Raw genomic sequence first — 25763 nt, forward strand, 5'->3', positions numbered from 1 at the left:
CGCTTACAACCCCGCACCGCTCACGGGCTCTCCGACCAGCTCGACGGCATCCACTGCGCTGCGCCGCGCGCATCGTCGGGAGACCTCGGCGCCGGCTTCATCCCGTCCTCGACGAGCGGATCAATTTTCGACCCGAGGATCGCTCCCAATTCGGCTTCGGCCGCCCATTTCTCCAGCAGAGCAATCATGGCGTCGACGCCGGCCTCCAGCGCGGCGGCCGCTTCGTCCTCACGCCGGTTCACCTCGGCCAGGTAACGGTCCCGCTCGGGGCCTTCCGGTGGCACCGCAGTGCCACGGAAGGACAGCTCAGCTTGGTGGACGAGCTCGTAGACGACCGCGGGGTGCCGCGATCGCAGGTGCTCATATCGGGAGGGTGCGGTCATGGTTGTCTCCGTTCCTCGTGGCGAGTGTGTCACGGCAAGGCGACACGAAGGGCGGCGCTGACGGCGGTCAACGTGCGCGGCGTGAGCACCCCGAGCGGCGTGGTGAGCTCGTCCTGGTACAGCTGCACCAGGTCGTCGACGAGCACGGCACCGACGAGCTGGTCGGCTGGCTCGAGAGCGACCACGGTCGGCAGATGAGTGCGCTTGGTCGTGGTCGTGATCCGCACAGCGATCACCGTGTCGAGCTTGGCGTTACGAGCGTTGTTGCTGACCACCAGCCACGGCTTCGCGCCGTGGCCCAGGTCGACGCGGAAGACCTGCCCGCGCAGCGGCGCCGAACTCACTCGCGGCCTCGATCCGAGCGGGCCGCGTAGCGGTCACGCGCAGCCCGCCGGTCGGCCGCGAGATCCTGCTGCCCGAACTCCTCGGCGAGATCCTCGTACGCCGCTTCCAGGGCACTCTCGCGCAACTGCTCTACACCGGCCTTCAGCAGCACCCGCAGCGCGCTGGCCTCGGTCGGCCGCACGTCGTCGCCACGGCTGGCCGCCCAGGCCCGCAGCGTCTCGTGCTCGACCGTGCCGGCCGAGATCCACGGCGCGACGGCCTGCTGGTCGACGTCGGTCATGATCAGACTCAATCGCTTACTCATGCATGCAATTCTACGCCGATTATTGCACCTATTCAACGTACGGATTTTGCGCCGATAACTGAGATTATGTCATCTTCGCGTGGGTGTGTCGATCCGGAAACCCTCTTGCTGCCATTTTTGCTCGGGATTCAGAAGTAATAAGAGCCAGCACGGAATCGCTGGCCCCGGCGGCCGCTCCGGCTCAGTGACGACAGCAACGCAAGGAGATGAAGGTCTATGAAGTACGACGACAGCTATTGGGCGCTCCCGAGACGAGGATGTGGTCGCTGCGGCCGCATGACGAGACGCTGCGAGATCCGCAGGCCCTGGCGCGGCGGCATCCTGGTCAAGACGCTGCGCCGCCATATCGCGGACGGCTCGGAGGCCGACGAGTTCTGCGCCGCCCGCTCGGGGCGACAACACCCCGCACGGGCGCGGAGGGGGCTCGAAGGGTGTTCCGGTTGACGATTGCCTACCAGGCGCGGAGTGTCACGTCACCAATTCAAGCTACCTAAGTAGAGTTAGACCTATGAAGGTCACTCATTCACTCGTCCTCGTCGCCGTGGCCATCCTGGAGATGGCCTGTGAGGGCGACGGGCGTCTTTGGGGTTACGCATTATCGAAGCGGTCTGGCGTTCGGTCCGGAGTCTTGTATCCACAGCTTGACCGGATGATGGGTGAGGGCTGGCTTGAGGATCACTGGGAGGAGCGCACCCAAGACCAGAAGCGCCCAGCACGCCGCTACTACACGCTGACCGACGCAGGGCGGAACAACCTCGGTGCAATGGTGCGAGCCGCGGCGAGGGAGCAACGATTCGCGGGCATGAGCAGGCAGTGGGGCTACGCATGATCGCCGATCTGCTGAGCATTAGAGGCGCCTGGGGAACGTTGAGTCTGGCTGTATTGGTCTTCGGCTTCGCCCCGGGCATGGTCCTGGCTGCGATAGTGCGCCTGATCCGGGATCCTGACCGGCGTCGAGAGCTGCAGGCCGAGCTGTATGAGGTTCCACGGTGGGAACGGCCCTTTTGGGTAGCCCAGCAGTTCGAGGTGGTAATCCGACTCGGGCTGATCCCCGAAGTGTCGTGGTATTGGGGTCGCTGGTTCTGGCACCGCGCGGTGATCGAGTCCGGAGTCGACCGTCACCGCGAGTACCCCGGCTCGTTCTGGATCCCCTCCCCTGAGGAAAAGGCGGCGTTAGTGCCCGGTGATCAGGTCAAGTTGATGTGGTCGGTAAAGCGGTATGAAGCCTCCGAAGAACGGATGTGGGTCGAGATCACTCAGCGTGATGGAGATCAACTCCGTGGCAGGCTCAGCAATTCGCCGGCGTTCGTCCACCTGGATCACGGTGACTACGTCAAGTTTCATATCGACGACATCATCGACTATCAGTTCTGGAACGAGCGAGACGAGGAGGCTGCTGACTGACTCGGGCAGGGCCAGCCGAAGATAGAGCAGTACCCGAGCGAACCGGGGGCGGGCCTATCTGTAGGCCCACCCCCGCTCCAAGGGCCCTACGCAGCGGAGGCGCGGTACCTCTTCCAGGGCAGCCGCTCCATTTCGATGCTGGCCAGAAACTTGACTATGTCTGGCCGGCCGTAGTAGCTCGGCACCGCCCGAGCATCCTGCGCACAGAGGACGACCGCCCGCCCCGGGAAGAGAGATGAGGCACTTCGCCGCGTTGTCTCTCGGCGCGAAGGCTGCATCGCAGCACGCTGGACCAGAACTACGACGAATCGAACGCCTTGCTCATCGACGAGGGCGGCAGTGATTTCCATGTCAGCCCTCCTCTGTAACGGTCGTATCCGGATGCCGGCGGGCAATTGCTCCGGTGACGTATCGTCCGGTGATCGCCGAGCGATGGCGCGTCCCAGTGTTGCGGTTACTGCCGGACTCCGTGATCGAAGTGCGCGGATGTCTGGCGGCTGCCGCTCGAGAGATGTACCTACCTGTGATCGCGCTTCGCGCGCGGCCGTTCTTGGCCATGTTGGACCTCCAGGTCCTCGTGCAGAAGCTCATCGAGTAGGCTGGCCGCTGTCCACACGTGCTGGCTCTCAACTTGCTCCTGCGAGTGGGGAGCCACACTTGTGTGGGACTCCAGCCGCTCTGCTCCAGTTGGATGCGGCGGATGCCTAGGTATAGGTGGAAGACGCCCCACTACCCCCCAGATTTTGGGCCGCGTGTTTCATTCTTTTTCTGCTCAGCAGCCGCCTGGGCGACGACCTGTGCCGCGTCGTCCCGAGACACTGATCGCCGAGCTGATCGAGCCTTGGATGTGCCGAGCGAGCTCTGCTCCACCTTCTGCTCTATCTGCTGCAGGTTCATCCCGCCCTCCGCTTCCTCTGACGCGTTCTCTCGTTCGCCAGCATGCGCTCCACAGCCTTCTCCGACACACCTAACTCAATCGCGATCTCGGCCTGAGTGAACCCGCCTGCAGTCATCAGCATCGCTTTGCGGACGCGGGGATTCTTGACCGTTGACAGTGCATTCATCGCAATCTCGTAGTCGACTACCTTCTGGTCGACCAGCAAGCCCCGAGTCCGCGGCTGGACGAGCGCTTCCCATTCATTCGTGAGGTCGTAACTGTTACGGGTCTCGTTGCCGTGCCAGCGCCGGTAAATGTTTGGGAACCGGATCAGGCACTGCCCGATGAAGAAGGTTCGGATAGTCGCACCTTTGCGGTAGTCCCACTTCTTCTTCATCAGGACGTCGCAGCGGAAACGGTCCAGAGCCTTTGCGACTGTCTCGTTGGTCAACTCGCTGATCTCGTCCTCAGTAAAGTCACGCCCGAGCTCGGGCAGCCCACCGAACCCGTGCTTGCGACACCGACCAAGAATCAGACCCCGGCGCATCCAACTCGCAACGACGGCCATGCCATATCTCGCTAGTTCCGTTGCGAAGTAGTCCCAGTCCCGCCCCTCAAATCCGGCAAGGGCCAGGCTCTGAATCAGATCGTTGTCGGCACCGAGCCGATCCCGGTCGAAGTCGCGATCAAAAGCCTCGCCTAGACCGCGAACTACGGGCTCGGCCAGCCATGCCTCGGGGACGGAATCCTCTGCGACTGCGCGTTGTACGGGCGCGCCAGAGTAGCCGGGACTCCCCGGCCGCTGCTCTGAACCGTCGCCCATAAACGTCCTCTCTGCAGGGCACCTGATCAACAGCACGCTGTTGATCACGTCCCCTTCTAAGTGGGCAGTGAGGAGCTACCCCCCAACTCCGGCGCAATTTCTTCAAGAATCTCGATTCGCTATCGGGTAGTACCAAGAACTCCAGTGGCTCCCCCGCTTCCCTCCATCGCGAGCCACGTCCGTGGAACACGTGGTCTGGGTTTACATCCTTACAGATGACCGCGACAACCCCGCCAACCGAACCACTAGGGGTGGCATACAACATGCAGAGACACCACAAGATCTAGTTCCGCACATGGCAGCGGTGGACGCCTGTGACGCAACGGCCAAGTCTGCAACCCGATGGCGCCCCGCGGACTTCCGGTCCCACTCAACGCGAGAGACACGCTGATTGGGCTGAGAGCGGCACGTAGTCGGTTACAGTCGCCTCCATGGCGCTGAGTCGGCTCTTCTACGGGGACAACCTTGACATCCTCCGTGGCGGAGAAATTCCGCCCGCATCAGTTGACTTGGCGATCGCGGTGAGGGTCTTGCCCAGGCCGACGACATCGCCGAGCATCGTGCCGCGGCGGGTGATGACTCGGCGGGCGAGCGTGCGGACCGCGGTGCTCTGATAGTCCAGCAGCTGACGGCCGATCTCCGGCGGGATCGAGTATTCCGCTAGTCCTTCGCGGACGTCCCGCGATAGGTCGTAGCAGACCTTCATGAACACCTCGTACGGCGGCCGCGGGCTCCGGCTGGCCCACGACTCGTCCAGCACGTCGAGTAGTTCGGCGGTGACCGGTCGGCTGTACTTGTCTTCCCACCGGTCGGTGAACCAGCCGGCGAGGGATGCGGTGGCCTGGTGGTCGAGTACGTCGACGTTGAGTTCGAGGTTGCTCATTAGCCCGGGCGCGGTGAGGTTCGATGAGCCGACGAAGCCCGTGATGGGGTTGTTCAGGTCGTCGCGGTGGCAGATGTACGCCTTGCCGTGCAGTGGCCTGCGGGTGAACACCTTGATCTGCACCACGCCGCGGTCGAGCAGGTCCCGCAGGGATTGAAGGGCGGCGCGATCAGCCGCCGTGGGTCGCCCGCGCATCAGTTGTTCGCGGAGGTGATCGATGATCCGCTGCTTGCGTTCGGCGACCTTGTCGGGATCTGCGCCCTGCTCCCCTACCCCATCGACGTCGTCCTGCAGGCGATCGAGGGCGTCTTCCTGCGGCGTGGGCGTGGCCATCCCGATCAATACCCGCACCACCGGCTCATCGACGGAGCCATCGGGGACTTTGGCGCGGACGATCTCATCGAACAGCCGCCAGCCGCGAAGATTGAAGTACCCCACTGCGACGTCCATCCGGTCGGAGATCTGCAGGGTTTGTTGAAGGTGACTGCCGAGGTCCCGATCGATGTTGTCGAAGAGATTCATGGGTAAATAGGGTTCCTCGAGGGGGGTGAAAAGTGGTCGACCTGACCCTAGCGAGCGGTGGGGAGTGTCAAGCGAACGCTTGACGAATCCCGAATCCGCCCGTAGTGTCATCTGTGACATGTAGGCCATCTGTGACACTTGGTGTGTGAGTCATGCAGACAATTCCGACTGCGAATATTCCTGTCGACGCCCTTGATCGGCTCGACGAGTACGCGATGCGCTCGATCAGCCCCGAATTGCGGGATGTGCTGCTGAGCCTGACTCGCTGCATTCGCGACGGCGCCACGCTGCGCGTCGACGAGGCCCCCTCGCGGACCCTGACGCCGAGCCAGGTGGCCGAGCGGCTGGGAATGAGCCGCACCCACTTGTACAAGCTTCTGGACCGAGGAGAGATCGTGTCCCATCGCGTGGGACGAGATCGTCGAGTACGCATCGAGGATCTCGTCGCCTATGAAACGCGCCGCCAGAGTGCGCGCCGCGAGCTCGCTGAGCGTTTCGCACATCAGCAACAGACGCGTGCCGCCGTCGTCGACGAGATCGCCGATCTGCTCTAACGCGCGCGGCAGAGTCGCCACCGTTGATGTAGTCAGGCATTATGCGGGTGTGCACAACCGTCGAGCCCGCCCTACCCTACGAGTGCTGAGGGAAGACCTCACCAGCGACTGGGAGTCTCCCCATGTCCAGCGCCGCTTGGCCGAAGGTGCGGAGCGTGAACTGGGCGCTCTGAGTGAGTTGCCGCACCCGCTGGTGGCCAAAGCCTGCGAAGTGTTCGGCGTTGATGAACGCGAGGATCTGCCTGCCAAGCGCGTCAAGGAGAGCAGGGTCTACCAGCTATGGAGGATCCGCGCAGGCCAGTGGCGGGGTGGGGTGTGGCGCGATCCCGACACGGGGGTTCGGTGGCTACTCATTGCTGGGCTGGGCAAGGGCGACCACGAGGACCACGACGATGTCTACGAGATCGTCGGCCGAGCGCAAGGCACTGGCGAGGCTGAGCGGTGGCTGCCCACGGATGAGGACCACCGGCTGCTGAAGGCTGAGACCGCGAGCCGACTGAGCACCGAGTGGGAGTTGAGGGTTCAACGCCGCGTCGGCGAGGCGCTGCAGACGGTTCAGGACGGCGGCGAGGCTAGCTTCACGATCGAGCATCCCCTCGCGGATCGGTTCGCTGCCCATGAACGGACCATTGCTGCCGTCACTATGACGGTCACGCCGGTCCGTGAGGACGGGTACCACGCCGACGAGATCTCCGTCGATGTGGAACCGACCAGCCGCTGGGCATCCTCGGCGTTGCTGTGGCAACTTCAGATCCGTGTGTTGATCTCCATCTCGCCCCCTGAGCAGGACTGGGACTACGACGGGCAGACCTTTAGCAATATCGGAGAACCGGGCTCGTGGCGCCAGAGATCAGAGATCCTGCAACGCATGATTGCCGATGGCGAGCTCGGTGAATCCGTCCCGGGAACCCACAGCCACTACGCGCACCGCTTGCACCTAGCAGGTAAGACGATTGAAGGACGTGGCGTACGTGGGTTATGCGGCGTCTTCTTCGTTCCAGGTCAAGACCACGAGGCACTGCCGATGTGCCCGCGGTGCAATGACGAGTTCGCGCAATTACCGGGCTAGGTGTTGCTGGCCAGGAGGTTGTTGACGTCCGTGAGTGACTCAGGTGCGGGCGACACGCTCGAGGAGAGTGAGGAGCGTGGTGCGTTCGTTCGGGGTCAGGTCGCTGAACACGGTGTCTTGCACCTCGGCGATGATGCCGGTCAGTAGACCGGCTGTCTGTTGTCCCTCGTGGGTGAGCGACACGAGCTGACGGCGCCCGTGACTGGGATCTTTGACGCGCGAGACGAGGCCGCGGGCTTCAAGTTCACGGACGGTGTGGGTGACGTCGCGCGGGTCGAGTGCTGCGGCCGCGCCGAGGTCGGTCTGGCTCAGCTGCTCCGCGGCGGCAAGCGCCGACAGGCATCTGTACTCGTACCCGTTGACGCCCGCTCGGGCCAGCAGCGTGTGGAGCACGTGATGCGAGCGGGTCGCGGCCGAGCTCAAGATCCACGTGGGCAGGGCGGTGAGGTCAGAGGACACGGCATTGCTTTCTATTGGTGGCACCAATACAGTTTTGGTCACACCAACATTTTAGGAGAGATGATGTCATCTGCGCGCCCGCTGCCCACCGTGATCGGGCCTACTGAGAACGCCCTGCGTGCACTTCTGACCCGGACCCTGTCCTCAACGCTTATCCCGAGCTATCCGGCATGGGTCGTCCTCAACGCCGCGAGCGCTGCTGACTCAAGCAACGACTGGCGGCAACGAGCCGCCGACGGTCTCAAGGCCGACGCGGATGAGATCGACGGGGTGCTCGCCGAGCTTCGCACTGCAGGGCTGGTCGACGATGACGGGACACTCACGGCGGCGGGGGCTGCTGAGCTCACGACCGCGCGAGCGGCGGTCACGGGAACGACGCTTCGCCTCATCGAGGGAATCGACGAGACCGAGCAGGAGACGGCGCGCCGGGTACTCGACGCCATCCGACAGAAGGCGGAAGGGCTACTGGGGGCGTGATGCGGAGCAGCACCCTGATGCGGACGCGCCTTGGCTGCCGGAGCCAGAGAGCCCAGAAGTGAAGCTCGTGCTGTTCGGCGCTGCCGGCGGAGCCGGGCATTACGTGCTCGACCAGGCGCTGGACGCCGGCCACCAGGTTGCCGCTGTGGTCCGCAGGCCCAGCCCGCTTGCCGCATACCAGGGCCGCGTGCAGATCGTTGTGGGCGACATTCTGCAGCCGACGTCATGGACGGCTGCGCTGACCGGCGCGGACGCCGTGATCTCCACCATCGGCATCGGTGCGCAGAAGACCCCAACCACGGTCTACTCCGACGGGACCCGTCACATCCTCGCCGCGATGCGCACTGCCGGGGTGAGGCGCCTGGAAGTCGTCTCAGCGGCCCTCGCCGAGCCGCACGAGAACTGGGCTCGATACGGCGCGTTCCGCGCGCACGTGCTCTTCCCGATCCTCAGCCGCCGCTTCGCGGCTACGTACGACGACATGCGCAGAATGGAGCAGGCCCTCCGCGACTCCGACGCCAACTGGACGTCATATCGGCCCCCATACCTGACAGATCGAGCCGGCCACGGACGCCCCAGGATCGCGATCAACACCCCGCTCAAGGGTGCGAGAAGCCTGGCCCGAAGCGACCTCGCCGCTGTCATGCTGGGCGGTCTCAGCAACCAGCGCCACTTCGGCGCCGTCGTCGAGGTATCCGATTGACGGTCACGCATCGCAACGCACCCCTGACACCCGAAGGCCGCAAGCGGCTCATCGAACGTTGCCGGACTCGGCCGATCGCGCATGTGGCAGCCGAGATGGGCATCTCCCGTGCGACCGCCTCCAAGTGGGTGAACCGCTACAAGCAGTTCGGCGAACTCGGCCTCTACGACCGTTCGTCGGCACCGGCACGGCAGCCGACCGCAACGCCCGGCGAGACGGTGGCGCGGATCGAACACTTGCGGCGGGAGAAGAAGTGGCCGGCATCCCGGATCGCGTTCGAGCTGCATGCCGACGGCGTTGCGGTCAGCCGCCGCACGATCGCCCGGCTGCTCGCCCAACTGGGCTTGAACCGCCGCCGGTTCATCGACCCGAACGGCGAGACGAACCGGGAGGTCAAGACGATCACCGCCAAGCACCCCGGGCACATGGTCCACCTCGATGTGAAGAAGGTCGGGCGCATCCCCGACGGCGGCGGCTGGCGAGTGCACGGCAAAGACAGCCCCGAGGCGAGGGCCGCCGCCCGCGCGAAGACCCGCGGTGCGCGGGCCGGGTACGCCTACCTGCACTCCGCGATCGACGGGCACACGCGCCTGGCGTACACCGAATCCCTCGAGAACGAGCAGGCCGCCACCGCCGTCGCGTTCTTGAACCGCGCCCGAGACTGGTTCACCAAGCACGGGATCGTGAAGATCGAGCGGATCATCACCGACAACGGCGCCTGCTACCGCTCCGGCGCCTTCGCTGCTGCCCTCAACGGTGCTGAGCATCGGCGGACGAAGCCCTACACGCCCAAGCACAACGGGAAAGTCGAGCGCTACAACCGCATCCTGGCCGAGGAATTCCTCTACGCCAGAACCTGGACCTCAGAACAGCAGCGCGAGAAAGCACTCGAGACCTGGAACCTGCACTACAACTACCACCGGCCCCACGGCGCCCACGACGGCAAACCGCCCGCGTCCGCTACCCCACGCCGCGTCAACAACGTCCTGGCCTCATACAGCTAGCAATTGACCCGATTTTCGGACCGTATCCACCGCCAGGCGGTGGATACGGTCCAACTTCGGAGGAGAAGGGGAGAGATGACGTACGGAGAGCTGCTGACCCAGCGGGCGCGCGAGGCCGGGGACAAGGTGTTCCTGCGCGCAGACTCGCTCCGCGGCGAGATGACCGCGGTGACCTACGCCGAGATGGACCAGCGCTCGCGGCAGATCGCCGCAGGGCTGCAGGCGCTCGGGGTGCAGAAGGGCGACCGGATAGCGATCGCCGCCCCCAACACGGTCGAGTGGCTGGAGCTGTTCTTCGGCGCCGTCCGGGCCGGCATGGTCGTAGTGACGCTGAACGTCCGCTACCGCGAGTCCGAGCTCGAGTACATGATCGGCCAGTCGCAGGCGAAGGTCGTCGTCTCCAGCGCCCGCCTCGGCGACTTCGACTACGAGCAGCTCTACCATGGGCTCGCCCAGCAGCTGCCGAGCGTCGAGCACTACCTCTTCATCGGCACCAGCACCGGCGGACGCCGGTTCGAGGACCTCTACGGGGACGCCGCCGACGTCGCCGATCCCGGTGTGCAGCCCGACGATCCGGCCGTCATCCTCTACACCTCCGGCACCACCGGCCGCCCGAAGGGCGCCATCCTGACGCACAGGTCGATGATCTCCTCCGGTTCCGCGCAGCGCGAGCACACCGGCTTCGGGCCGGACAACGTCCAGGTCAGCTGCATGCCGCTCAACCATGTCGGCGGCATCACCTGCGCCGTCACCACCTGCCTGGTCGGAGGCGGCGAGTTGGTCATGCTCCCGGCCTTCGCGCCCGAGCCGGCGCTGCAGGCGATCGCCAACTACGGCGGGACCAACTTTGGCGGCGTCCCGACGATGTGGAAGCTGATGATCGACCACCCGTCGTTCGCCTCGTACGACGTGAGCTCGCTGCAGGAGGCCGTGATCGGCGGCTCCAACGCGGAGCCGACCCTCTGTCGGCAGATCGTCGAGGCCTTCCCGAACACTAAGCTGACCAACCTCTACGGGCTGTCGGAGTCCTCCGGCGCCGCCGTCCTGTCGGCTCACGATGACACCCTTGAGGAGGTGTCGAGGTACATCGGCGTGACGATCCCCGGCGTCGAGGCGCGGGTTGTCGACCTCGCGGGGACACCGCTGGGCGCCGATGAGGAGGGTGAGCTGCAGCTGCGCGGCGACGGCGTGGCCGCCGGCTACTGGGAGATGCCGGAGGAGTCACGGTCGACCTTCCTGGACGACGGGTGGCTGTCGACCGGTGACATGGCCACCATCACCGCCGACGGGCACATCGCGCTCAAGGGGCGGCTGAAGGAGATGTACGTCCAGGGCGGTTACAACGTCTACCCGGTCGAGGTCGAGAACCTGCTGACCAGCCATCCCGCGGTCGCGATGGCGGCGGGCATCGGCATCGCCGACCCCGTGCTAGGCGAGGTCGGCCGCTACTTCGTGCTCAAGCAGGGTGAGGTGACCGGTGACGAGCTGGTCGAGTTCTGCCGCGGCAAGCTGGCGGACTACAAGGTGCCGCGCGAGATCGTGTTCGTCGACGAGCTGCCGATGACACCGGCTGGCAAGATCGCCAAGGCGCAGCTGCGCGCCCAGTGACCCGCTTCTGTGACGCCTGACTCGCGCAGCGGGTGAACCGTTACCAAATCGGGCTCAGTAGCCTGGGTGCGTGCGTACCCCGACGAGCACCTACCGCCTGCAGATCACGCCCACCTTCACCCTGCACGACGCCGCGAGCCGTCTTGAGTACCTGCATGACCTGGGCGTGGACTGGGTGTATCTCTCCCCGATCCTCGCTGCGGTCCCAGGATCCGAGCACGGTTACGACGTCATCGACCACGGCCGGATCGATCCCGCGCGCGGCGGTGCCGACGGCCTCGCGACGCTGTCGCGCGAGGCGCGCCGTCTCGGCATGGGCATCCTGGTCGACATCGTCCCCAACCACATGGGCGTCGCCCTCCCGCACGAGAACGCCGCCTGGTGGGACCTGCTACGTCTGGGCAGGAAGTCGCCGTACGCCGAGTGGTTCGACGTCGACTGGGACGCCGGCGATGGGCGCCTGCGGATCCCGGTGGTGGGAGACGACGACCTCGGCGCAGACGGCGCGATCGACAACCTGACGATCGTCGACGACGAGCTGCGCTACCACGACAACCGCTACCCGATTGCACCCGGAACCGGCGAGGGGACGCCGCAGCAGGTGCACGACCGACAGCACTACGAGCTCATCGGGTGGCGCCGGGCGGACCACGACCTGAACTACCGACGCTTCTTCGGCATCAACACTCTCGCCGCGGTCCGCGTCGAGGACCCTGCGGTCTTCGATGCAACCCACCGAGAGGTCGGACGTTGGTTCGACGAAGGTCTGGTCGATGGACTGCGCATCGACCATCCCGACGGTCTCCGGGATCCCGCCGGCTACCTGGAGCGCCTGAGGGAGCTTATCGGCGGCGCGTTCATCGTCGTCGAGAAGATCCTGGAGCCGGGCGAGCGCCTGGAGCCGTGGGCCTGCGAGGGCACGACCGGGTACGACACGCTCGGCGTGATCGATCGGGTACTCACCGACCCGGACGGCGAAGGTCCCCTCGGCGACGTCGACACGCATCTGCGCGGCGGCGAGGCGATCGAGTGGCACGACCTGATCCACGACACCAAGCGGGCGATCGCCGACCACACGCTGGGATCGGAGGTGCACCGCATCGGCCGGGAGATCGTCGGCCAGCTGCAGCAACCGCCGAGTGAGCAGATCGACGACGCACTGGCCGAGCTCCTGGCCTGCTTCCCCGTGTACCGGTCCTATCTCCCGTCGGGCGAGACGCACCTGCGGGCAGCTGAGCAGGAGGCGCGCCGCCGGCGGCCGGAGCTTGGCGATCAGCTCGATCAGGTGATGCCGATCCTCGGCGATCCCCAGAACCCCGCTGCGCTGCGCTTCCAGCAAACCAGCGGCATGGTGATGGCCAAGGGGGTGGAGGACACCGCGTTCTACCGCTATCCGCGATTGACGAGCCTGAACGAGGTCGGTGGCGATCCGAGCATCTTCTCGATGGACGTCGAGGAGTTCCACCGCGAGATGCGCCACCGGCAACAGGAATGGCCGGACGCCATGAACGCGCTGTCGACGCACGACACCAAGCGCAGCGAGGACGTCCGGGCCCGGATCACCACGCTGGCACAGTTTCCCGATCGCTGGCGAGCCGTCATCGACCACCTGGAGCACGAGTTCCCCGAGGGCGACAAGGCATTCGGAAACCTCGTGCTGCAGGCGGTCTACGGCTCGTGGTCGCACGACGGGAATACAGCGGATCGCGCGGACCGGCTCGCCGAGTACGCCGTGAAGGCCGCCCGGGAGGCCTCGATCATCACCACCTGGACCGCCAACGATGCGGAGGTCGAGATACAGCTCCGGCGTCTGGCAACCGATGCCGCATCGGACGACCGGATCGGCAGGCTGGTCGTGGAGACCAACCGCGCGTGGGCGAGCAACGTCCTCGCAGCAAAGTTGCTGTCGATCACGATCCCTGGCTTTCCCGATCTATATCAGGGATCTGAGCAGGTCGGCGACAGTCTCGTCGATCCCGACAACCGCCGACCGGTCGAATGGCCGGCCGACACGACCCCGCCTGCCCACCCGGCCGCGGCTGACCTGGGCGCGTTGAAGACGCACGTCGTCCGTGAGGCGCTCCGTCTGCGCCGCGACCGGCCCGAGCTGTTCACTCGCTACGAGGCGCTGCGTGCGTCTGGCGAGAAGGGTCACCATGTGCTTGCCTTCGACCGCGGCGGCTCGATCACCGTCGTCGGACGCTTCTCCTCAGCAGTGGACAGCTGGGGTGCGACCGAGATCGCCATTCCACCAGGAAACTGGCGCGATCTAGTGTCTCACCGCACCTTCTCGGGAGGGCAGGTCGACGTGGCGGAGCTGTTCGACGAGCATCCCGTCGCGCTACTCGTCGCAGAGGATTCCTGATGGAACGCTATGAGGTGTGGGCCCCCGCGGCATCGACGATGCGGCTGCTCGTGGACGACGACGTCATCGAGATGGAGCCGTCGGACGAGGGTTGGTGGTGCGCGGACGGGCCGCGTGGCGACTACGGCTATCAGATAGACGGGGATGACTCGGTGTTGCCAGATCCCCGCAGCAGATGGCAACCGGACGGCGTCCACGGCCGGTCCCGGTTCTTCGACACACAAGCGTTTCAGTGGTCTGACGCGGGGTGGCGTGGTCGGTCGATCGAGGGGGGCGTCATCTACGAGCTCCACGTCGGCGCCTTCACACCCGAGGGCACCTTCGAGGCGGCCGCCGGCCGCCTCGATCACCTTTTGGCGATAGGTGTGACGCACGTCGAGCTGATGCCGGTCAACGCCTTCAACGGCGACTACAACTGGGGATACGACGGAGTCCTCTGGTACGCCGTCCACGAGCGGTACGGGGGGCCGGCTGCATATCAAGAGTTCGTGGATATCTGTCATGCAAAGGGACTGGCCGTCATCCAGGACGTCGTCCACAACCACCTCGGACCGAGCGGGAACTACCTCCCGCGGTTCGGCCCGTATCTCGCCTCCGAGGGACGGTCGGCGTGGGGTGAGCACGTGAACCTGACCGAGCTCGCCGTCCGCGACTACATCCTCGACAACATGGCCTACTGGTTCGAGCAGATGCACGTCGACGGGCTGCGGCTCGATGCCGTCCACGCGCTGAGAGATCTAGGTGGGAAGCACCTGCTGCAGGAGATGGCCGAACGACGTACCCAGCTGGAGGAAACCACCGGCCGCGCTCTCGAGCTGATTGCCGAATCAGACCTGAACGACCCCGTGATGATCACACCGATCGACCACGGCGGATACGGGCTGGATGCTCAGTGGAGCGACGATTTCCACCACGCGCTGCACGTCGCACTCACCGGGGAGGTCGACGGTTACTACGCCGACTTCGCGTCGCTGTCGTCATTGGCGACCGTTCTCGAGCACGGATTCTTCCACGCCGGCAGCTATTCATCCTTCCGAGGCCGGGAGCATGGCCATCCGATCGACACCGATCGGACACCCGCATGGCGACTCGTGGTCAGCGCGCAGAATCACGATCAGATAGGCAACCGCGCGCGCGGTGACCGCATCACCGAGGTGCTCGGCGAGTCCGAGCTGCTGATCGCGGCTCTGATGCTGTACGCCGGACCGTTCACACCCATGCTGTTCATGGGGGAGGAGTGGGCGGCCGCGACTCCCTTCCAGTTCTTCACCTCGCACCCCGAGCCGGAGCTCTGCCGGGCGGTCGCAGACGGACGCCGCGGCGAGTTCGCCAGGATGGGCTGGGATCTGTCGGTCGTTCCAGATCCCCAGCACCCGGGTACCTACGAGGCCTCCCACCTCGACTGGACCGAGCCGGGGCAGAGGCCGAACAAGCGCGTGCTCGACGGCTATCGCCGACTTGCAGAGCTCCGCGTCAGCGTCGCTGCGCTCATCGATCCGGCGTTCGCGACCGGGCACGTCGAGGTCGACGATGAGCGCCAGCGGCTGCGCTTCACGCGCGGCGCCGGTCTCGATCGCCCCGCCGAGGTGATCGTGAACTTCGGAGCCGATCCCTGGGAGATCGGGGTGAGCGCGGACGCCGAGCTGCTGTTCAGCACGGACGCCGGCGTCCGCCTCGTCGGCGGTGCGTTGACCCTGCCGCCGCGGTCAGGGGCACTGCTGCTGCACGCACCATGACACTGCCCGCCGTCAGGGCGGGTGCCGCCAGCGGGCGAGTCGGCTAGGCTGCCGCCAGAGAATCCTTAGCAGAGCGAAAGGCTGGTGCTAGACATGAGCGGGCCGCTGACCGGAATCCGGATCCTCGATCTGACCCGCGTCGTGATGGGGCCGTACGCGACTCAGATCCTTGCCGATCAGGGTGCCGAGGTCATCATGATCGAGAGCCCGGAGCTCGACACCAACCGCATCATGGGTGGCGGGCCGCACGCGGAGCTTTCGGGCGTCGCGCTGAACCTCCTACGCAACAAGCGATCGGTCGTTCTCGACCTCAAGACGGAGGAGGGCCGGGACGCCGTCCAACGGATCGCGGCAACTTGTGATGTCGTCATCGCGACGATGCGGCCCGCCGCTCTCGAGCGACTCGGTGTGTCGTACGAGCAGTTTCGGGAGAACCGCAGCGACCTGATCTACTGCCAGGGGCAAGGATTCCCACTGACCTCCGCACAGCGGGAGGCGGCAGCGTACGACGACGTGATCCAGGCGGCCAGCGGTGTCGCCGACATCTCGCGCCGGGTGTACGGCGAGGGCTACCTGCTGCCCACGATCTTCGCCGACAAGGTGTCTGGAATGGCGATGGCGCAGGCGATCTCGGCTGCGCTCTTTCAGCGTGAGCGCACCGGCGAAGGCTGCCACATCGAGGTCGCGATGCAGCGGACCGCGAGCTCCTTCCTGCTCGTCGAGCACGGCTCGAAGGGGATCACCGAGCCGCCGATGGGGCCGGCCGGCTACGCGCGGATCATGACCAAGGAGCGGCGCGTACATCCGACGCTCGACGGCATGATCCACGTGCTGCCGTACCGCCCGGCGCACTATGACGACCTGTTCGGGACGGTCGACTGGCCCGATCTGAAGGACCGTAGCCGGTACGCCAGGCCCGGCGACTCGATGGAGAACTCGGACTCGCTGTACGCCGACGTACGCCGCGTGATGGCGACGAGGACGACCGACGACTGGATGACGTTCTGCGCCGAGCGGTCGATTCCGGCGGCTCGGGTGGCGACCCTCGACGATCTGGTCGACGCGCTGCCCGTCGTCGAGCATCCCGCAGCGGGCTCCTACCACCTGACCGATACCGCGGCGTACTTCGACGGCGAGGGGGCAGAGCTGCGCAACCACGCACCGCTGCACGGAGCCGATACCGACTCGATTCTCGGTGGGCTCGACTAGCATCTGCACGATAGCGGCCTGCGGGCGCTATCGACGACCGTGTTGTCTCGCCGACGTTCGCCGATGGCGGCGTTTCACCCGGCGTCGGTCGATAAGGCTTCTCACCCAGTGGGGACTATAGGAAGCCGGTGTTGGGGCGCGGGGTGTAGTGCTCCTCCAGCGTGGCGATCTCGGCGCCGGTGAGCTCGACGTCGAGCGCAGCGACCGCATCCGCGAGCTGCTCGGGCTTCGAGGCGCCCACGATCGGTGCGTCCACAACCGGCTTGGACCGCACCCAGGCCAGCGCCACCTGCGCCATCGGAATGCCGCGCTCGCCGGCGATCTGCTCGACGGCGTCCACGATGCGCTGGTCGTCGTCCCGGTAAAGCGTCTTGCCGAACTCGTCGGTGTCGATGCGGCCGGTCGCCTGGTCCCACGGTCGGGTCAGCCGGCCACGTGCGAGCGGGCTCCAGGGGATGACGCCGACGCCCATGTCCAGGCACATCGGGTGCATCTCGCGTTCTTCCTCGCGGGCCAGCAGGTTGTAGTGGTCCTGCATGGAGATGAACGGCGTCCACCCGTTCATGGCCGCCACGTGCTGAGCCTTCGCGAACTGCCAGGCATGCATCGACGAGGCCCCTATATAACGCACCTTGCCGCTGCGGACGAGGTCGTGCAGAGCCTCCATCGTCTCCTCGATCGGCGTCGCGCGATCCCAACGATGTATCTGATACAGGTCGATGTAGTCGGTACCGAGCCTGCGCAGCGAGTCCTCGCACTCGGCCATGATCGCCTTGCGGGAGAGGCCGGCGCCGTACGGTCCTGGGCGCATCCGGTTGCACACCTTGGTAGCGATGACGATGTCGTCGCGGCGGGCCATGTCGGCGAGCGCACGCCCGACGATCTCCTCGGACGAGCCCAGGGAGTAGACGTTGGCGGTGTCGAAGAAGGTGATCCCTGCGTCCAGAGCCTGCTTGATGAAGGGTCGGGACTGGTCCTCCGGAAGCGACCACGGATGGGCTCCTTGGCCAGGGGCCCCGTAGGTCATGCAGCCCAGAGCGATCTGCGATACCACCAGTCCACTGTCGCCGATCCGTACGTAGTCCATCGTTCTCCTCCGTGGCTGGTGGGTTGGCGCTTGCCTGCACGCTACCCGGCGAATGCCAAGCGGCCCGGACGGCGGGGGTGACCGCATCCCCCACGATCGTCCGGTGAACGATCGCCGGTCCATCCCTGTCGCGCTCTGGTATCTGGCGATCGCGGGCCCTGCCTGGTGGGGAGGGGCAATCAGCCTGGTGAGTGGGTTACGACTCGCTATAGCGAGGCAAGACGTACCGCAGGTGGGAAGACATGGGTTGGGATGATGGGTTGGTGCCTACCCTTGCCCATCTTGTCGCCGATGGCTGCGGGCTGCCGTTCGCAGCCGCTGCTACCGACCTCGCCGAGGCAGTCAGCGCTCGCGGGACGGCGGTGGTGGAAGCCCCGCCGGGCACCGGCAAGACGACCCTCGCGCCGGCGATCGTCGTCGGCTGCGTCGAAGGCCGCGTCGTCGTCACGCAGCCGCGGCGGGTGGCCGCCCGCGCCGCTGCCCGACGCCTCGCCTCGCTGACTGGCACGCGGGTCGGCGAGCTGGTCGGGTTCACGGTGCGTGGCGAGCGCGCGACCAGCCCCGGGATGAGGATCGAGATCGTGACGCCGGGAGTGCTGCTTCGCCGGCTGCTCGCGGATCCCGCGCTGGACGGCGTCGGGGCGGTGATCCTCGACGAGGTGCACGAGCGTGGGTTGGAGACGGACCTTTTGACCGGCCTGCTGAGCGAGGTACGGGAGCTCCGTGAGGATCTGGTGCTGGTGGCGATGTCGGCGACGCTGGACGCCGCAGGGCTGGCGACGCTCATCGACGGCCCGGACGGCGCAGCGCCGGTGGTGGGGTGCCCGGCGGCGTCCTACCCGCTTGCGGTCTACTGGGCGCCGCCGACTGGCCCGGCAATGGACGCCCGCGGCGTGAATCGCGCATTTCTCCAGCATGTAAGCGAAGTAGCGGTGCGCGCGTTCGACGAGCGTCCGGACGGCGGGGATCTGCTGGTGTTCCTGCCGGGAGTGCGCGAGGTCTCCGATGTCGCTAGCCGGCTCCGTGGCCGGGTCCCGGCCGAGGTGCTGGAGCTGCACGGCCGGGTAAATGCCCGCGAGCAGGACCGCGCGGTCTCTGGCCGCCGGCCGGGCGAGCCCGCCCGCATCGTCGTCTCGACCGCTCTGGCCGAGTCCTCGCTGACGGTGGACGGCGTCCGCGCGGTGGTGGACGCGGGGCTGGCCCGTGAGCCGCGACGGGACGCGATGCGCGGCATGTCGGGCCTGGTGACGGTCACCTGTTCGCGTGCATCCGCTGATCAGCGAGCCGGTCGCGCGGCCCGACAGGGGCCCGGCGTGGTGTGGCGCTGCTACGACGAGCGGGCGTACGCCGCGATGCGCCCGCAGGTCACTCCCGAGGCCGCCACCGCGGATCTCACCGCCGCGCTGCTCACCCTCGCCTGCTGGGGAGCGCCGCGTGGCGAGGGGTTACGCCTGCCGTCGGCGCTACCCGCGGGCGCCATCCGCGACGCGGAGCGTGTGCTGCGCTCGCTCGGTGCGGTAGACGAGGAGGGCCGAGTGACGAGTGTCGGTCGCGCACTCGCTGCCGTTCCGGCGGACCCGCGATGGGCCCGCGCACTGGTCGACGGCGCCGCACTCGTCGGCCGGCGCCGCGCGGCCGAGATCGTGGCCTCGGTCGAGCTCGACGCCGGCCGCGGCGAGCCGGACCTCGATCGAGCACTTTCCTTGTTACGTAAGGGAAGCGGGCCGGACGGCGCGCGCTGGCGAACAGAGATCGCGCGGCTCGAACGCGCCGTGCCGGCCGACCGACCTCACGAGCTTTCCGGAACGTCTCATTCCACGGGGACCGTAATCGCGCTGGCCTTCCCTGAGCGGGTCGCGCGGCGTACCGGCGCGAGCTACCTGCTGGCATCGGGCACTCGAGCTGCGGCGCCGGCCGCCCTCGCTGGGCACGAATGGCTCGCGGTTGCCAACGTGACCAGAGCTGATGGCGCGGCCGCGGCGGGTACCGGCGCGGTGATCCGGGCCGGCGCCGCGCTCGATGAGGCTACGGCCCGCCAAGCTGCGAGCCACCTGGTGTCGACCGAGACCCGCGGGGCCATCGATCAGGGACGACTCACCGCTCGGCGGCTCACGGTGCTGGGTGCGATCGAGCTGAGCTCGACACCGGTGCCGGCGTCCGAGGTGGGGGAAGAGGCGGTGCGTGACGCGGTGCGTTCAGAGGGCCTGGCGGTCATCGGCTGGTCGGATAGCGCCGATCTGCTGCGCCGTCGCCTCGCGCTGCTTCGCAGACATTTTGGCGATCCGTGGCCCGATATGGCGGAGGAGGCGCTCCTCGCCCGCCTTGATGAGTGGCTCGGCCCGGAGCTGACGCAGGCGGCCGTATCGGGGCGGTTGCGCTCGATCGACTTCACGAGCCCGCTGGGACGGCTGCTGCCATGGCCGGACGCCGTCCGTCTGGACGAGCTGGTGCCTGAGCGGCTAGTCGTGCCCAGCGGGTCGGCGGTGCGGCTGGACTACCCACCACCCGACGAGGACGGCCCGGTCGTGTGTGCAGTGAAGCTGCAGGAGTGCTTCGGGCTCGCTGAATCGCCGACGATCCTGGACGGCCGGGTGCGGGTGCTATTCCACCTGCTGTCGCCGGCCCGCCGTCCGCTCGCCGTCACCGACGACCTGGCCTCGTTCTGGGCGGGGCCCTACGCGCAGGTGCGTGCCGAGATGCGTGGGCGGTACCCGAAGCATCCGTGGCCGGAAGACCCGTGGAGCGCCCCAGCCACCGCCCGCACCAACCGCCGTTGACCCCAAAATCGGGGGAGTGGGGAGGCTATGTGCGGAGCTGGGCCATGATGGGCGCGGTCTTGACGAGCTCGTCAAGCAGGGCTGTTGCCGACTTGGTTACCGGTTCGGACGGCGAGAAGGTCTGTTTGTCGTCGCTGACCATCCCGGCCACGTTGGGGATCGCCACGGCGGCGTTCATCGGGAACATCTGCACGGTGGTGACCACCTGCTTCATCATTTGCACCGCCCGCATTCCGCCGGAGATGCCGCCGTACGACACGAAACCGACCGGCTTGTTGCCCCACTCCAAGTACAGATAGTCCAGGGCGTTCTTGAACTGGGCGTTGAAGCCGTAGTTGTACTCCGGGGTGACGAACACGATCGCGTCCGACCCGGCTATCCGCTCCGACCAGTCCTTGGTGTGTTGATGGGTGTACTTCTGCATCCGCGGATGGTTGGGCTCGTTCATGAACGGCAGGTTGATCTCCGCGAGATCGGCGACCTGCACTTCGAGCCCGCCGTGCTCTCGCGCGACCCCGGCGAACCACTCGCCGACCGACTTGCCGACCCGGCCCGGGCGGGTACTGCAGATGATGATTTGAAGGACAGGCTTCAACACGGGACTCCCAATCTGTTGGCGGCTGCTCAGCCCCGCAGTCTATGGACCCGACGCGACCGGGGGTCGAGCCCAGCCGGCTGCCGGGTCGAGGGGCCCGTCATACGACGGCGGCGATGAGGATCGCGCCCAGCGCGATAGTGCAGAAGATCTCGCCGATCCCCAGGGACTTGGCGCTCAGGGTCTTGCCCCGCATGGGCCACAACATCGGGACGGCGAGCGACCGCACCGTCATCACCGCGAAGAACAGCACCAGCCCGAGCCAGACGCCGTCCCCCACGAGCAGTTGCTCACGCAGTAACCCTCGCGACAGGAAGGCTGCGATTGTGAAGGCCGCGTGCCAGGCGACCGAAGCGACGACGTACGACAGGTGGCCGCGCTCGCGGATCATCGTCTTGACGTACAGGACGGTGCCGAAGAAGTATCCGAAGCACGCCAGCATGATCAGCGCAATCCGGTCGTACGGTGCCTCGCCCAGCCCATCGAAGAAGTCGAACAGCCCGTCGGCGTACACCACGGCAGGCATCAGGCAGGCCGCAGCGACGGTCGTCGCGCCGGAGATCAGCGAGCGCTCGTCGCGCTGGTAGGCGGAGTACAGCCCCACCGCCAGGAGCGGCGCGAACGCCAGCACCCAGGACCACACGCTGGGCTGCAGCACGAGCGTCAGCAGTCCGAGGACGCTGGAGGCCACCACGTACGCCCTGACCGGTGGGAAGTACCGGGGTTTGCGGCGCGACTTCAGCCATAGCGAGGTGGCGAAGAAGGCGAAGTAGTCGACCATCCAGAAGGCGAACAGGACGACGTCGGCGAGCTCGAAGCGCCCGTCGGCGATCGTCGCGATCAGCCCGAGGAGGTACGGCGCGATGAGCATCGCCCAGGCGCCGTGCTGGCTGGGCACCCAGCCTGGCGAGCGCTTCTTGCGCTTTGCGGGTCGCCTCCCCGGTCGGGCGGGCGCCTTCCCTGCGGCGGGCGTACCCCGCGTCTTCCCCGCCCCCCCCGCCAGTGGCGCGGTATTCACCGTGAGTAGTAGGCCGGGGTCACTCGACGGCCAGCCCGCGCAGCACCGTCTTGCGGGTCTTGCCCACCGAGGGGCGGGGCCGCTCGGCGGCCTGCACGAACCGGCTGGGTACCTTGAAGCGCGCCAGCCGCTCCTGGCACCAGCTCTCGAGCGCCTCGCCGTCGAAATGATGGTCGGCCGCGACCACGACGTAGACCACGATCATCTCGTCGCGCATCTCGTCCGGAGCGCCGACCGCCGCGCACTCGAAGACGCTCGGGTGCGCGTTGACCACCCGCTCGACCTCGCCAGCGGCAACGTTCTCACCCGCCCGCTTGATCATGTCCTTGGTGCGATCGACGAAGTAGTAGAAGCCGTCGGCGTGCCGGCGTACGACGTCGCCGGTGCGCAGCCACCCGCCGCCGAAGGTCTCGGCGGTGGCGTCGGGGGTCTTCCAGTAGCCCTGCGCGATGTTCTGGCCGGGGCGGCCCGCGACCTGCAGCTCGCCCGGCTCGCCGGCGGCGGCCTCGTTGCCGTGCTCGTCGACGATCCGCAGCCGGACGCCGGGTAGCTCGCGTCCCATCGAGTCCGGACGCCGTTGCGCGCTCACCGGGTTGATGGTCGGTGGCAGCACCGTCTCGGTCATTCCGTAGCCGTGCACGAGCCGGGTGTTGAATCGTCGCTCGAACTCCGCCGCCTGCTCGCCGGTGATCGCCTGGGCGAACATCGTGGTGCGCAGCCGTGAGTACTTGTCGTGCCGGCTCTCTGGCTGGGCGAGGATCATCCGGATCGGGGCGCCGAACAGCGAGGCCAGGGTCGCGTCGTGCCGTCGTGCCTGCGCACCGTACTTCGAGGCGCTGAACGTCGGCATCACCGCGATCGAGGCACCGACGTACAGCGCGGACATCGTGCAGTAGTACTGCGCGTTGGCGTGGAAGAACGGCAATACGATCAGCCACCGGTCGTCGGGTCCCACGCTGAAGTGCTCGGCGCAGGCGGTTCCGACGCTCACGTAGTTGGCGTTGGTGATCATCACGCCCTTGGGCAGGCTGGTCGTGCCGGAGGTGTAGAGGATCGCCGCCAGGTCGCTGCCCAGCGCCGGGGTGGGGTGGGTCGGCGCCGCCTTCTCGGCCTGCTCGGCCAGTTGCGAGCGGGTAAGCACCCGGATGCCGGGCGCGATCGCCTCCTTCACCGTGTCGATCAGGTCGTCGTCCGCGATGCTCGCGCTCGCCCCCGAGTCGCTGACGAGGTGCTGCAGCTCCGCGGCGGTGGACAGCGGGTTGGTCGGCACGAGGACCGCGCCGATGGCGTTGGCGCCCAGCCACAGGTCGAGGAATTCGGGGCAGTTCGGCAGGTGGACGTGGACCCGGTCGCCGCGGTGCACACCCAGTTGCCGCAGGACGGCGGCCGCCCGCAGCGACCGGTCCATCTGCTGCTGGTAGGTGACCTGCTTGACCAGACCTGCCGGGCTCTCGTAACTGGCGAACCTGCGGGTGGGCAGGTGCGACCAGCGCTCGAGCAGACGGAAAGGGGAAACAGCATCGAACACCGATTGACCGCCCTGCTTGCTTGAAGTCGGAGTGTCCCCAACGATAGGCCGGGCCGCATCGTGCTCGCCAGGTGGTAGCCACCTCGCGATGGGTAGAGGCTGTTAGGGCGTCACTCGGCGAGCCAGGCGGCGAAGGCGTCGAAGGAATAGGGCCGTCCGAGGAACCGCTCGACCAGGTCGGCGGCGTCCTGCGAGCCACCCGGCGCCAGCACGTTGTCGCGATACCGGCGAGCGATCGCCTCGTTAAGCATGTCGTCGCGATCGAACGCGCTGAACATGTCCTTGGCGATGACCAGCGACCACATGTAGGTGTAGTAGCCGCTCGAGTAGCCGTCCAGATGCCCGAATGAGGTGTGGAAATGGGTCCCCTCGATGTACGGGAAGAGACTGTACTGCTGCTGGAGCTCCTTCAGCCGCGCCGTGAGGTCGTCGTACCGCTGGATGTGGAACCAGTAGGAGAGTGCCGCGTAGAACATCTGGGTCCGCGCGAAGTAGCCCTTGCCGAAGTCGTCTGCCCTGCGCATCGCCTCCACCAGCTCCCGCGGAATCGGCTCACCGGCGGCGTTCGTGGCGAAGGTCTGCAGAACGTCGGCGTCCCACGCCCACTCCTCGAGCATCTGGCTGGGGGCCTCGACGAAGTCCCACTCGGTGGCCACGCCGGAGAATCGCTTCCAGGTCTGCCGCCCGGCCACGATGTGGTGCACGAGGTGCCCGAACTCGTGGAACAGTGTGGTGACGTCCGAGTGCTCCATCAAACCGCGGCTGAAGTTGCAGCCCAGGATGCCCTCGGGCAGCTGGCGGTCGGTGAGGCCGCTGACGAGGCTGAACTGCGCGGCGTGCTTGAATTTGCCCTCGCGCGGGTGCAGGTCCAGATGGATGCGGCCGATGTGCTCGCCGCTGTCGGTCAGGTAGACGTCGTACGACGCGATGTCGGGGTCCCACATGCCGGCGTCCACCGGCTCGTAGCGCAACCCGAACAGCCGCCCGGTCACCTCCAGCAGGCCGGTGCGGACCTTGGCGAAGTCGAAGTACTGACGCACCTGCTGCGCGTCGACGTCCAGCTGCTCCTTGCGCACCAGCTCGGAGTAGTAGGAGAGGTCGGCGGCGTCGATCGTCGTCGCGTCAGGGCGGTCCTGCTGCAGGCGGGCGAGGACGATGTCGCGGTCGCGCTTGCCCGATTCCTCGGCGGCGGCGCTGATCTTGTCGATGAACTCGATGATCGCCGCGCCGTCACCGATCATCTTGGTCTCGGCGTTGTAGTCGGCCCAGGAGTCGTAGCCGAGCAGCCCGGCGTACTCCGCGCGCAGCGCGAAGAGCTCCTTCTGCAGGTCGTCGTTGACCGGCCAGCCGCGGTTCAGGAACTCCACCCGGAGCTCGCGGCGGGCTGCGGCGTCGGTGCTGAAGGTGCTGAAGGGGATGACGTCGGGGTAGTCGGTGGTGACGGTGACCTTGCCGTCGTCACCGGCCGGGTGCGCCTCGATCCAGTCCTCTGGAAGGCCGTCGAGGCTGGCCGGGTCGACCTTGATCGAGCGGACGTCGCTGCGCAGGTTCTTGCTCAGCTCCTGGCTGATGACGACGGTGCGCTCGTTGATCGCCTTGAGGCGCTCGCGGGTCTGCTCGTCCTGGTCGACGCCGGAGCGGGTGAAGTCCTGGCGGACCTTGCTCAGCAGCCGGCGGGCCTCGTCGTCCAGCCCTTCCTCGCTCAGGCTCGCGAACACCTCGTAGAGGTCGCGGTCCAGACCGATCTCGGTATAGAACCGGGAGATCTCCTGGCTGACCTGGTCAGCGGACTCGCGGGCCTGCTGCGAGGTGTGCAGCTGGCTGAAGCTGCTGGCGATCGAGCCGACGCCACCGACCGCGACGCCGAGGTCGTTCCACCGATGCAGCACGTCGAGGGCGTCGGGGTCGGCCAGCTGCTTGATCTGCGCGACGATCTCGCGGCCGGTGGCGAGCGCCTGCTCGCCCCGCTCGCTGATCCAGGCATGGGCAGTCTCGATCGGCGGTAGCTGAAGGGTCATATGTTGAGGCTATAG

23 protein-coding genes are annotated in these 25763 nt (G+C 66.8%); 12 read left to right on the top strand and 11 right to left on the bottom strand.

Annotated elements, in window-relative coordinates; genetic code table 11:
- Positions 1 to 20 precede the first annotated feature (20 nt).
- From DAA40_RS13645 to DAA40_RS13655, 3 genes are read right to left on the bottom strand one after another with little or no spacing between them, the layout of a single operon-like run.
- On the bottom strand, positions 21 to 383 hold the full coding sequence (locus tag DAA40_RS13645) for a hypothetical protein (RefSeq protein ID WP_106850299.1): 363 nt from the start codon (positions 381 to 383) through the stop codon (positions 21 to 23).
- 29 nt (positions 384 to 412) lie between these two features.
- A complete protein-coding gene (locus DAA40_RS13650; protein WP_199849788.1) occupies positions 413 to 727 on the bottom strand; it encodes a type II toxin-antitoxin system PemK/MazF family toxin in 315 nt (104 codons plus the stop codon).
- Positions 724 to 1032, bottom strand: coding sequence for a hypothetical protein (locus DAA40_RS13655; protein ID WP_199849789.1), 309 nt, complete (start codon positions 1030 to 1032; stop codon positions 724 to 726). Before DAA40_RS13655 ends, DAA40_RS13650 begins: the two co-directional genes overlap by 4 nt.
- 508 nt (positions 1033 to 1540) lie before the next feature.
- Here DAA40_RS13655 and DAA40_RS13660 point away from each other — a divergent pair.
- Positions 1541 to 1861: a PadR family transcriptional regulator gene (locus DAA40_RS13660; RefSeq protein WP_106850301.1), complete on the top strand. Its 321-nt coding sequence runs from the start codon at positions 1541 to 1543 to the stop codon at positions 1859 to 1861.
- Positions 1858 to 2436 (top strand): DUF2314 domain-containing protein, encoded by a 579-nt coding sequence (locus DAA40_RS13665; protein WP_199849790.1) that lies wholly within the window; start codon positions 1858 to 1860, stop codon positions 2434 to 2436. The genes DAA40_RS13660 and DAA40_RS13665 overlap by 4 nt, the downstream gene beginning before the upstream one ends.
- 893 nt (positions 2437 to 3329) lie before the next feature.
- On the opposite strand, the gene DAA40_RS13680 is transcribed toward DAA40_RS13665, so the two are convergent.
- Together DAA40_RS13680 and DAA40_RS13685 are read right to left on the bottom strand one after the other, a co-directional pair.
- Positions 3330 to 4184, bottom strand: coding sequence for a sigma factor-like helix-turn-helix DNA-binding protein (locus DAA40_RS13680; protein WP_158716446.1), 855 nt, complete (start codon positions 4182 to 4184; stop codon positions 3330 to 3332).
- 403 nt (positions 4185 to 4587) lie between these two features.
- Positions 4588 to 5541: a phospholipase D-like domain-containing protein gene (locus tag DAA40_RS13685; protein WP_199849791.1), complete on the bottom strand. Its 954-nt coding sequence runs from the start codon at positions 5539 to 5541 to the stop codon at positions 4588 to 4590.
- Positions 5542 to 5693: 152 nt separating this feature from the next.
- On the opposite strand from DAA40_RS13685, the gene DAA40_RS13690 reads away from it, so the two are divergent.
- Positions 5694 to 6095, top strand: coding sequence for a helix-turn-helix domain-containing protein (locus DAA40_RS13690; protein ID WP_106850305.1), 402 nt, complete (start codon positions 5694 to 5696; stop codon positions 6093 to 6095).
- 82 nt (positions 6096 to 6177) lie between these two features.
- Entirely contained in the window at positions 6178 to 7164 is a 987-nt protein-coding gene (locus tag DAA40_RS13695; RefSeq protein WP_158716447.1) for a DUF3039 domain-containing protein, read from the top strand.
- Positions 7165 to 7203: 39 nt separating this feature from the next.
- On the opposite strand, the gene DAA40_RS13700 is transcribed toward DAA40_RS13695, so the two are convergent.
- Positions 7204 to 7623 carry a MarR family winged helix-turn-helix transcriptional regulator gene (locus DAA40_RS13700; RefSeq protein ID WP_199849792.1) on the bottom strand — a complete coding sequence of 140 codons (420 nt, stop codon included), beginning with the start codon at positions 7621 to 7623 and terminating at the stop codon, positions 7204 to 7206.
- Positions 7624 to 7686: 63 nt separating this feature from the next.
- Between DAA40_RS13700 and DAA40_RS13705 the strand changes: the two genes are divergently transcribed.
- From DAA40_RS13705 to DAA40_RS13735, 7 genes are all read left to right on the top strand, one after another.
- Positions 7687 to 8100, top strand: coding sequence for a hypothetical protein (locus tag DAA40_RS13705; protein WP_106850583.1), 414 nt, complete (start codon positions 7687 to 7689; stop codon positions 8098 to 8100).
- A 58-nt stretch (positions 8101 to 8158) separates the two neighbouring features.
- Positions 8159 to 8803, top strand: coding sequence for an NAD(P)-dependent oxidoreductase (locus DAA40_RS13710; protein ID WP_158716448.1), 645 nt, complete (start codon positions 8159 to 8161; stop codon positions 8801 to 8803).
- Complete coding sequence (locus DAA40_RS13715) at positions 8800 to 9807, top strand: IS481 family transposase (protein WP_106850308.1); 1008 nt, start codon at positions 8800 to 8802, stop codon at positions 9805 to 9807. The genes DAA40_RS13710 and DAA40_RS13715 overlap by 4 nt, the downstream gene beginning before the upstream one ends.
- Positions 9808 to 9882: 75 nt before the next feature.
- Positions 9883 to 11415, top strand: coding sequence for a class I adenylate-forming enzyme family protein (locus DAA40_RS13720; protein WP_106850309.1), 1533 nt, complete (start codon positions 9883 to 9885; stop codon positions 11413 to 11415).
- Positions 11416 to 11485: 70 nt separating this feature from the next.
- A complete protein-coding gene (gene treY / locus DAA40_RS13725) occupies positions 11486 to 13780 on the top strand; it encodes a malto-oligosyltrehalose synthase (protein ID WP_106850310.1) in 2295 nt (764 codons plus the stop codon).
- Positions 13780 to 15516 (top strand): malto-oligosyltrehalose trehalohydrolase, encoded by a 1737-nt coding sequence (treZ, locus tag DAA40_RS13730; protein ID WP_106850311.1) that lies wholly within the window; start codon positions 13780 to 13782, stop codon positions 15514 to 15516. Before treY ends, treZ begins: the two co-directional genes overlap by 1 nt.
- Before the next feature lie 93 nt (positions 15517 to 15609).
- Positions 15610 to 16725 carry a CaiB/BaiF CoA-transferase family protein gene (locus DAA40_RS13735; RefSeq protein ID WP_106850312.1) on the top strand — a complete coding sequence of 372 codons (1116 nt, stop codon included), beginning with the start codon at positions 15610 to 15612 and terminating at the stop codon, positions 16723 to 16725.
- A 115-nt stretch (positions 16726 to 16840) separates the two neighbouring features.
- Here DAA40_RS13735 and DAA40_RS13740 read toward each other — a convergent pair whose 3' ends face one another.
- Positions 16841 to 17812, bottom strand: coding sequence for an aldo/keto reductase (locus tag DAA40_RS13740; RefSeq protein WP_106850313.1), 972 nt, complete (start codon positions 17810 to 17812; stop codon positions 16841 to 16843).
- Between the two features lie 263 nt (positions 17813 to 18075).
- Between DAA40_RS13740 and hrpB the strand changes: the two genes are divergently transcribed.
- Complete coding sequence (gene hrpB / locus DAA40_RS13745) at positions 18076 to 20589, top strand: ATP-dependent helicase HrpB (RefSeq protein WP_234356385.1); 2514 nt, start codon at positions 18076 to 18078, stop codon at positions 20587 to 20589.
- A 25-nt stretch (positions 20590 to 20614) separates the two neighbouring features.
- Here hrpB and DAA40_RS13750 read toward each other — a convergent pair whose 3' ends face one another.
- The 4 genes from DAA40_RS13750 to DAA40_RS13765 all read right to left on the bottom strand — a co-directional run bounded on the left by DAA40_RS13750 (position 20615) and on the right by DAA40_RS13765 (position 25748).
- Complete coding sequence (locus tag DAA40_RS13750) at positions 20615 to 21187, bottom strand: NADPH-dependent FMN reductase (protein ID WP_106850315.1); 573 nt, start codon at positions 21185 to 21187, stop codon at positions 20615 to 20617.
- A gap of 97 nt (positions 21188 to 21284) precedes the next feature.
- A complete protein-coding gene (locus tag DAA40_RS13755) occupies positions 21285 to 22082 on the bottom strand; it encodes a YwiC-like family protein (RefSeq protein ID WP_106850316.1) in 798 nt (265 codons plus the stop codon).
- A gap of 139 nt (positions 22083 to 22221) precedes the next feature.
- Entirely contained in the window at positions 22222 to 23730 is a 1509-nt protein-coding gene (locus DAA40_RS13760) for an AMP-binding protein (protein WP_106850317.1), read from the bottom strand.
- Between the two features lie 110 nt (positions 23731 to 23840).
- Entirely contained in the window at positions 23841 to 25748 is a 1908-nt protein-coding gene (locus tag DAA40_RS13765) for a M3 family metallopeptidase (RefSeq protein ID WP_106850318.1), read from the bottom strand.
- Between the last annotated feature and the right edge of the window lie 15 nt (positions 25749 to 25763).

It is taken from the genome of Blastococcus sp. Marseille-P5729 (assembly GCF_900292035.1).
Taxonomy (GTDB): Bacteria; Actinomycetota; Actinomycetes; order Mycobacteriales; family Antricoccaceae; genus Cumulibacter.

What these genes read in the sequence shown, in the direction of transcription:
- DAA40_RS13665 (WP_199849790.1), top strand. Translation starts at nt 1,858, where the DNA reads ATGATCGCCGATCTGCTGAGCATTAGAGGCGCCTGGGGAACGTTGAGT.
- treZ (WP_106850311.1), top strand. Translation starts at nt 13,780, where the DNA reads ATGGAACGCTATGAGGTGTGGGCCCCCGCGGCATCGACGATGCGGCTG.
- DAA40_RS13705 (WP_106850583.1), top strand. Translation starts at nt 7,687, where the DNA reads ATGTCATCTGCGCGCCCGCTGCCCACCGTGATCGGGCCTACTGAGAAC.
- DAA40_RS13645 (WP_106850299.1), bottom strand. Translation starts at nt 383, where the DNA reads ATGACCGCACCCTCCCGATATGAGCACCTGCGATCGCGGCACCCCGCG.
- DAA40_RS13660 (WP_106850301.1), top strand. Translation starts at nt 1,541, where the DNA reads ATGAAGGTCACTCATTCACTCGTCCTCGTCGCCGTGGCCATCCTGGAG.
- DAA40_RS13655 (WP_199849789.1), bottom strand. Translation starts at nt 1,032, where the DNA reads ATGAGTAAGCGATTGAGTCTGATCATGACCGACGTCGACCAGCAGGCC.
- DAA40_RS13685 (WP_199849791.1), bottom strand. Translation starts at nt 5,541, where the DNA reads ATGAATCTCTTCGACAACATCGATCGGGACCTCGGCAGTCACCTTCAA.
- DAA40_RS13720 (WP_106850309.1), top strand. Translation starts at nt 9,883, where the DNA reads ATGACGTACGGAGAGCTGCTGACCCAGCGGGCGCGCGAGGCCGGGGAC.
- DAA40_RS13765 (WP_106850318.1), bottom strand. Translation starts at nt 25,748, where the DNA reads ATGACCCTTCAGCTACCGCCGATCGAGACTGCCCATGCCTGGATCAGC.
- DAA40_RS13735 (WP_106850312.1), top strand. Translation starts at nt 15,610, where the DNA reads ATGAGCGGGCCGCTGACCGGAATCCGGATCCTCGATCTGACCCGCGTC.
- DAA40_RS13690 (WP_106850305.1), top strand. Translation starts at nt 5,694, where the DNA reads ATGCAGACAATTCCGACTGCGAATATTCCTGTCGACGCCCTTGATCGG.
- DAA40_RS13740 (WP_106850313.1), bottom strand. Translation starts at nt 17,812, where the DNA reads ATGGACTACGTACGGATCGGCGACAGTGGACTGGTGGTATCGCAGATC.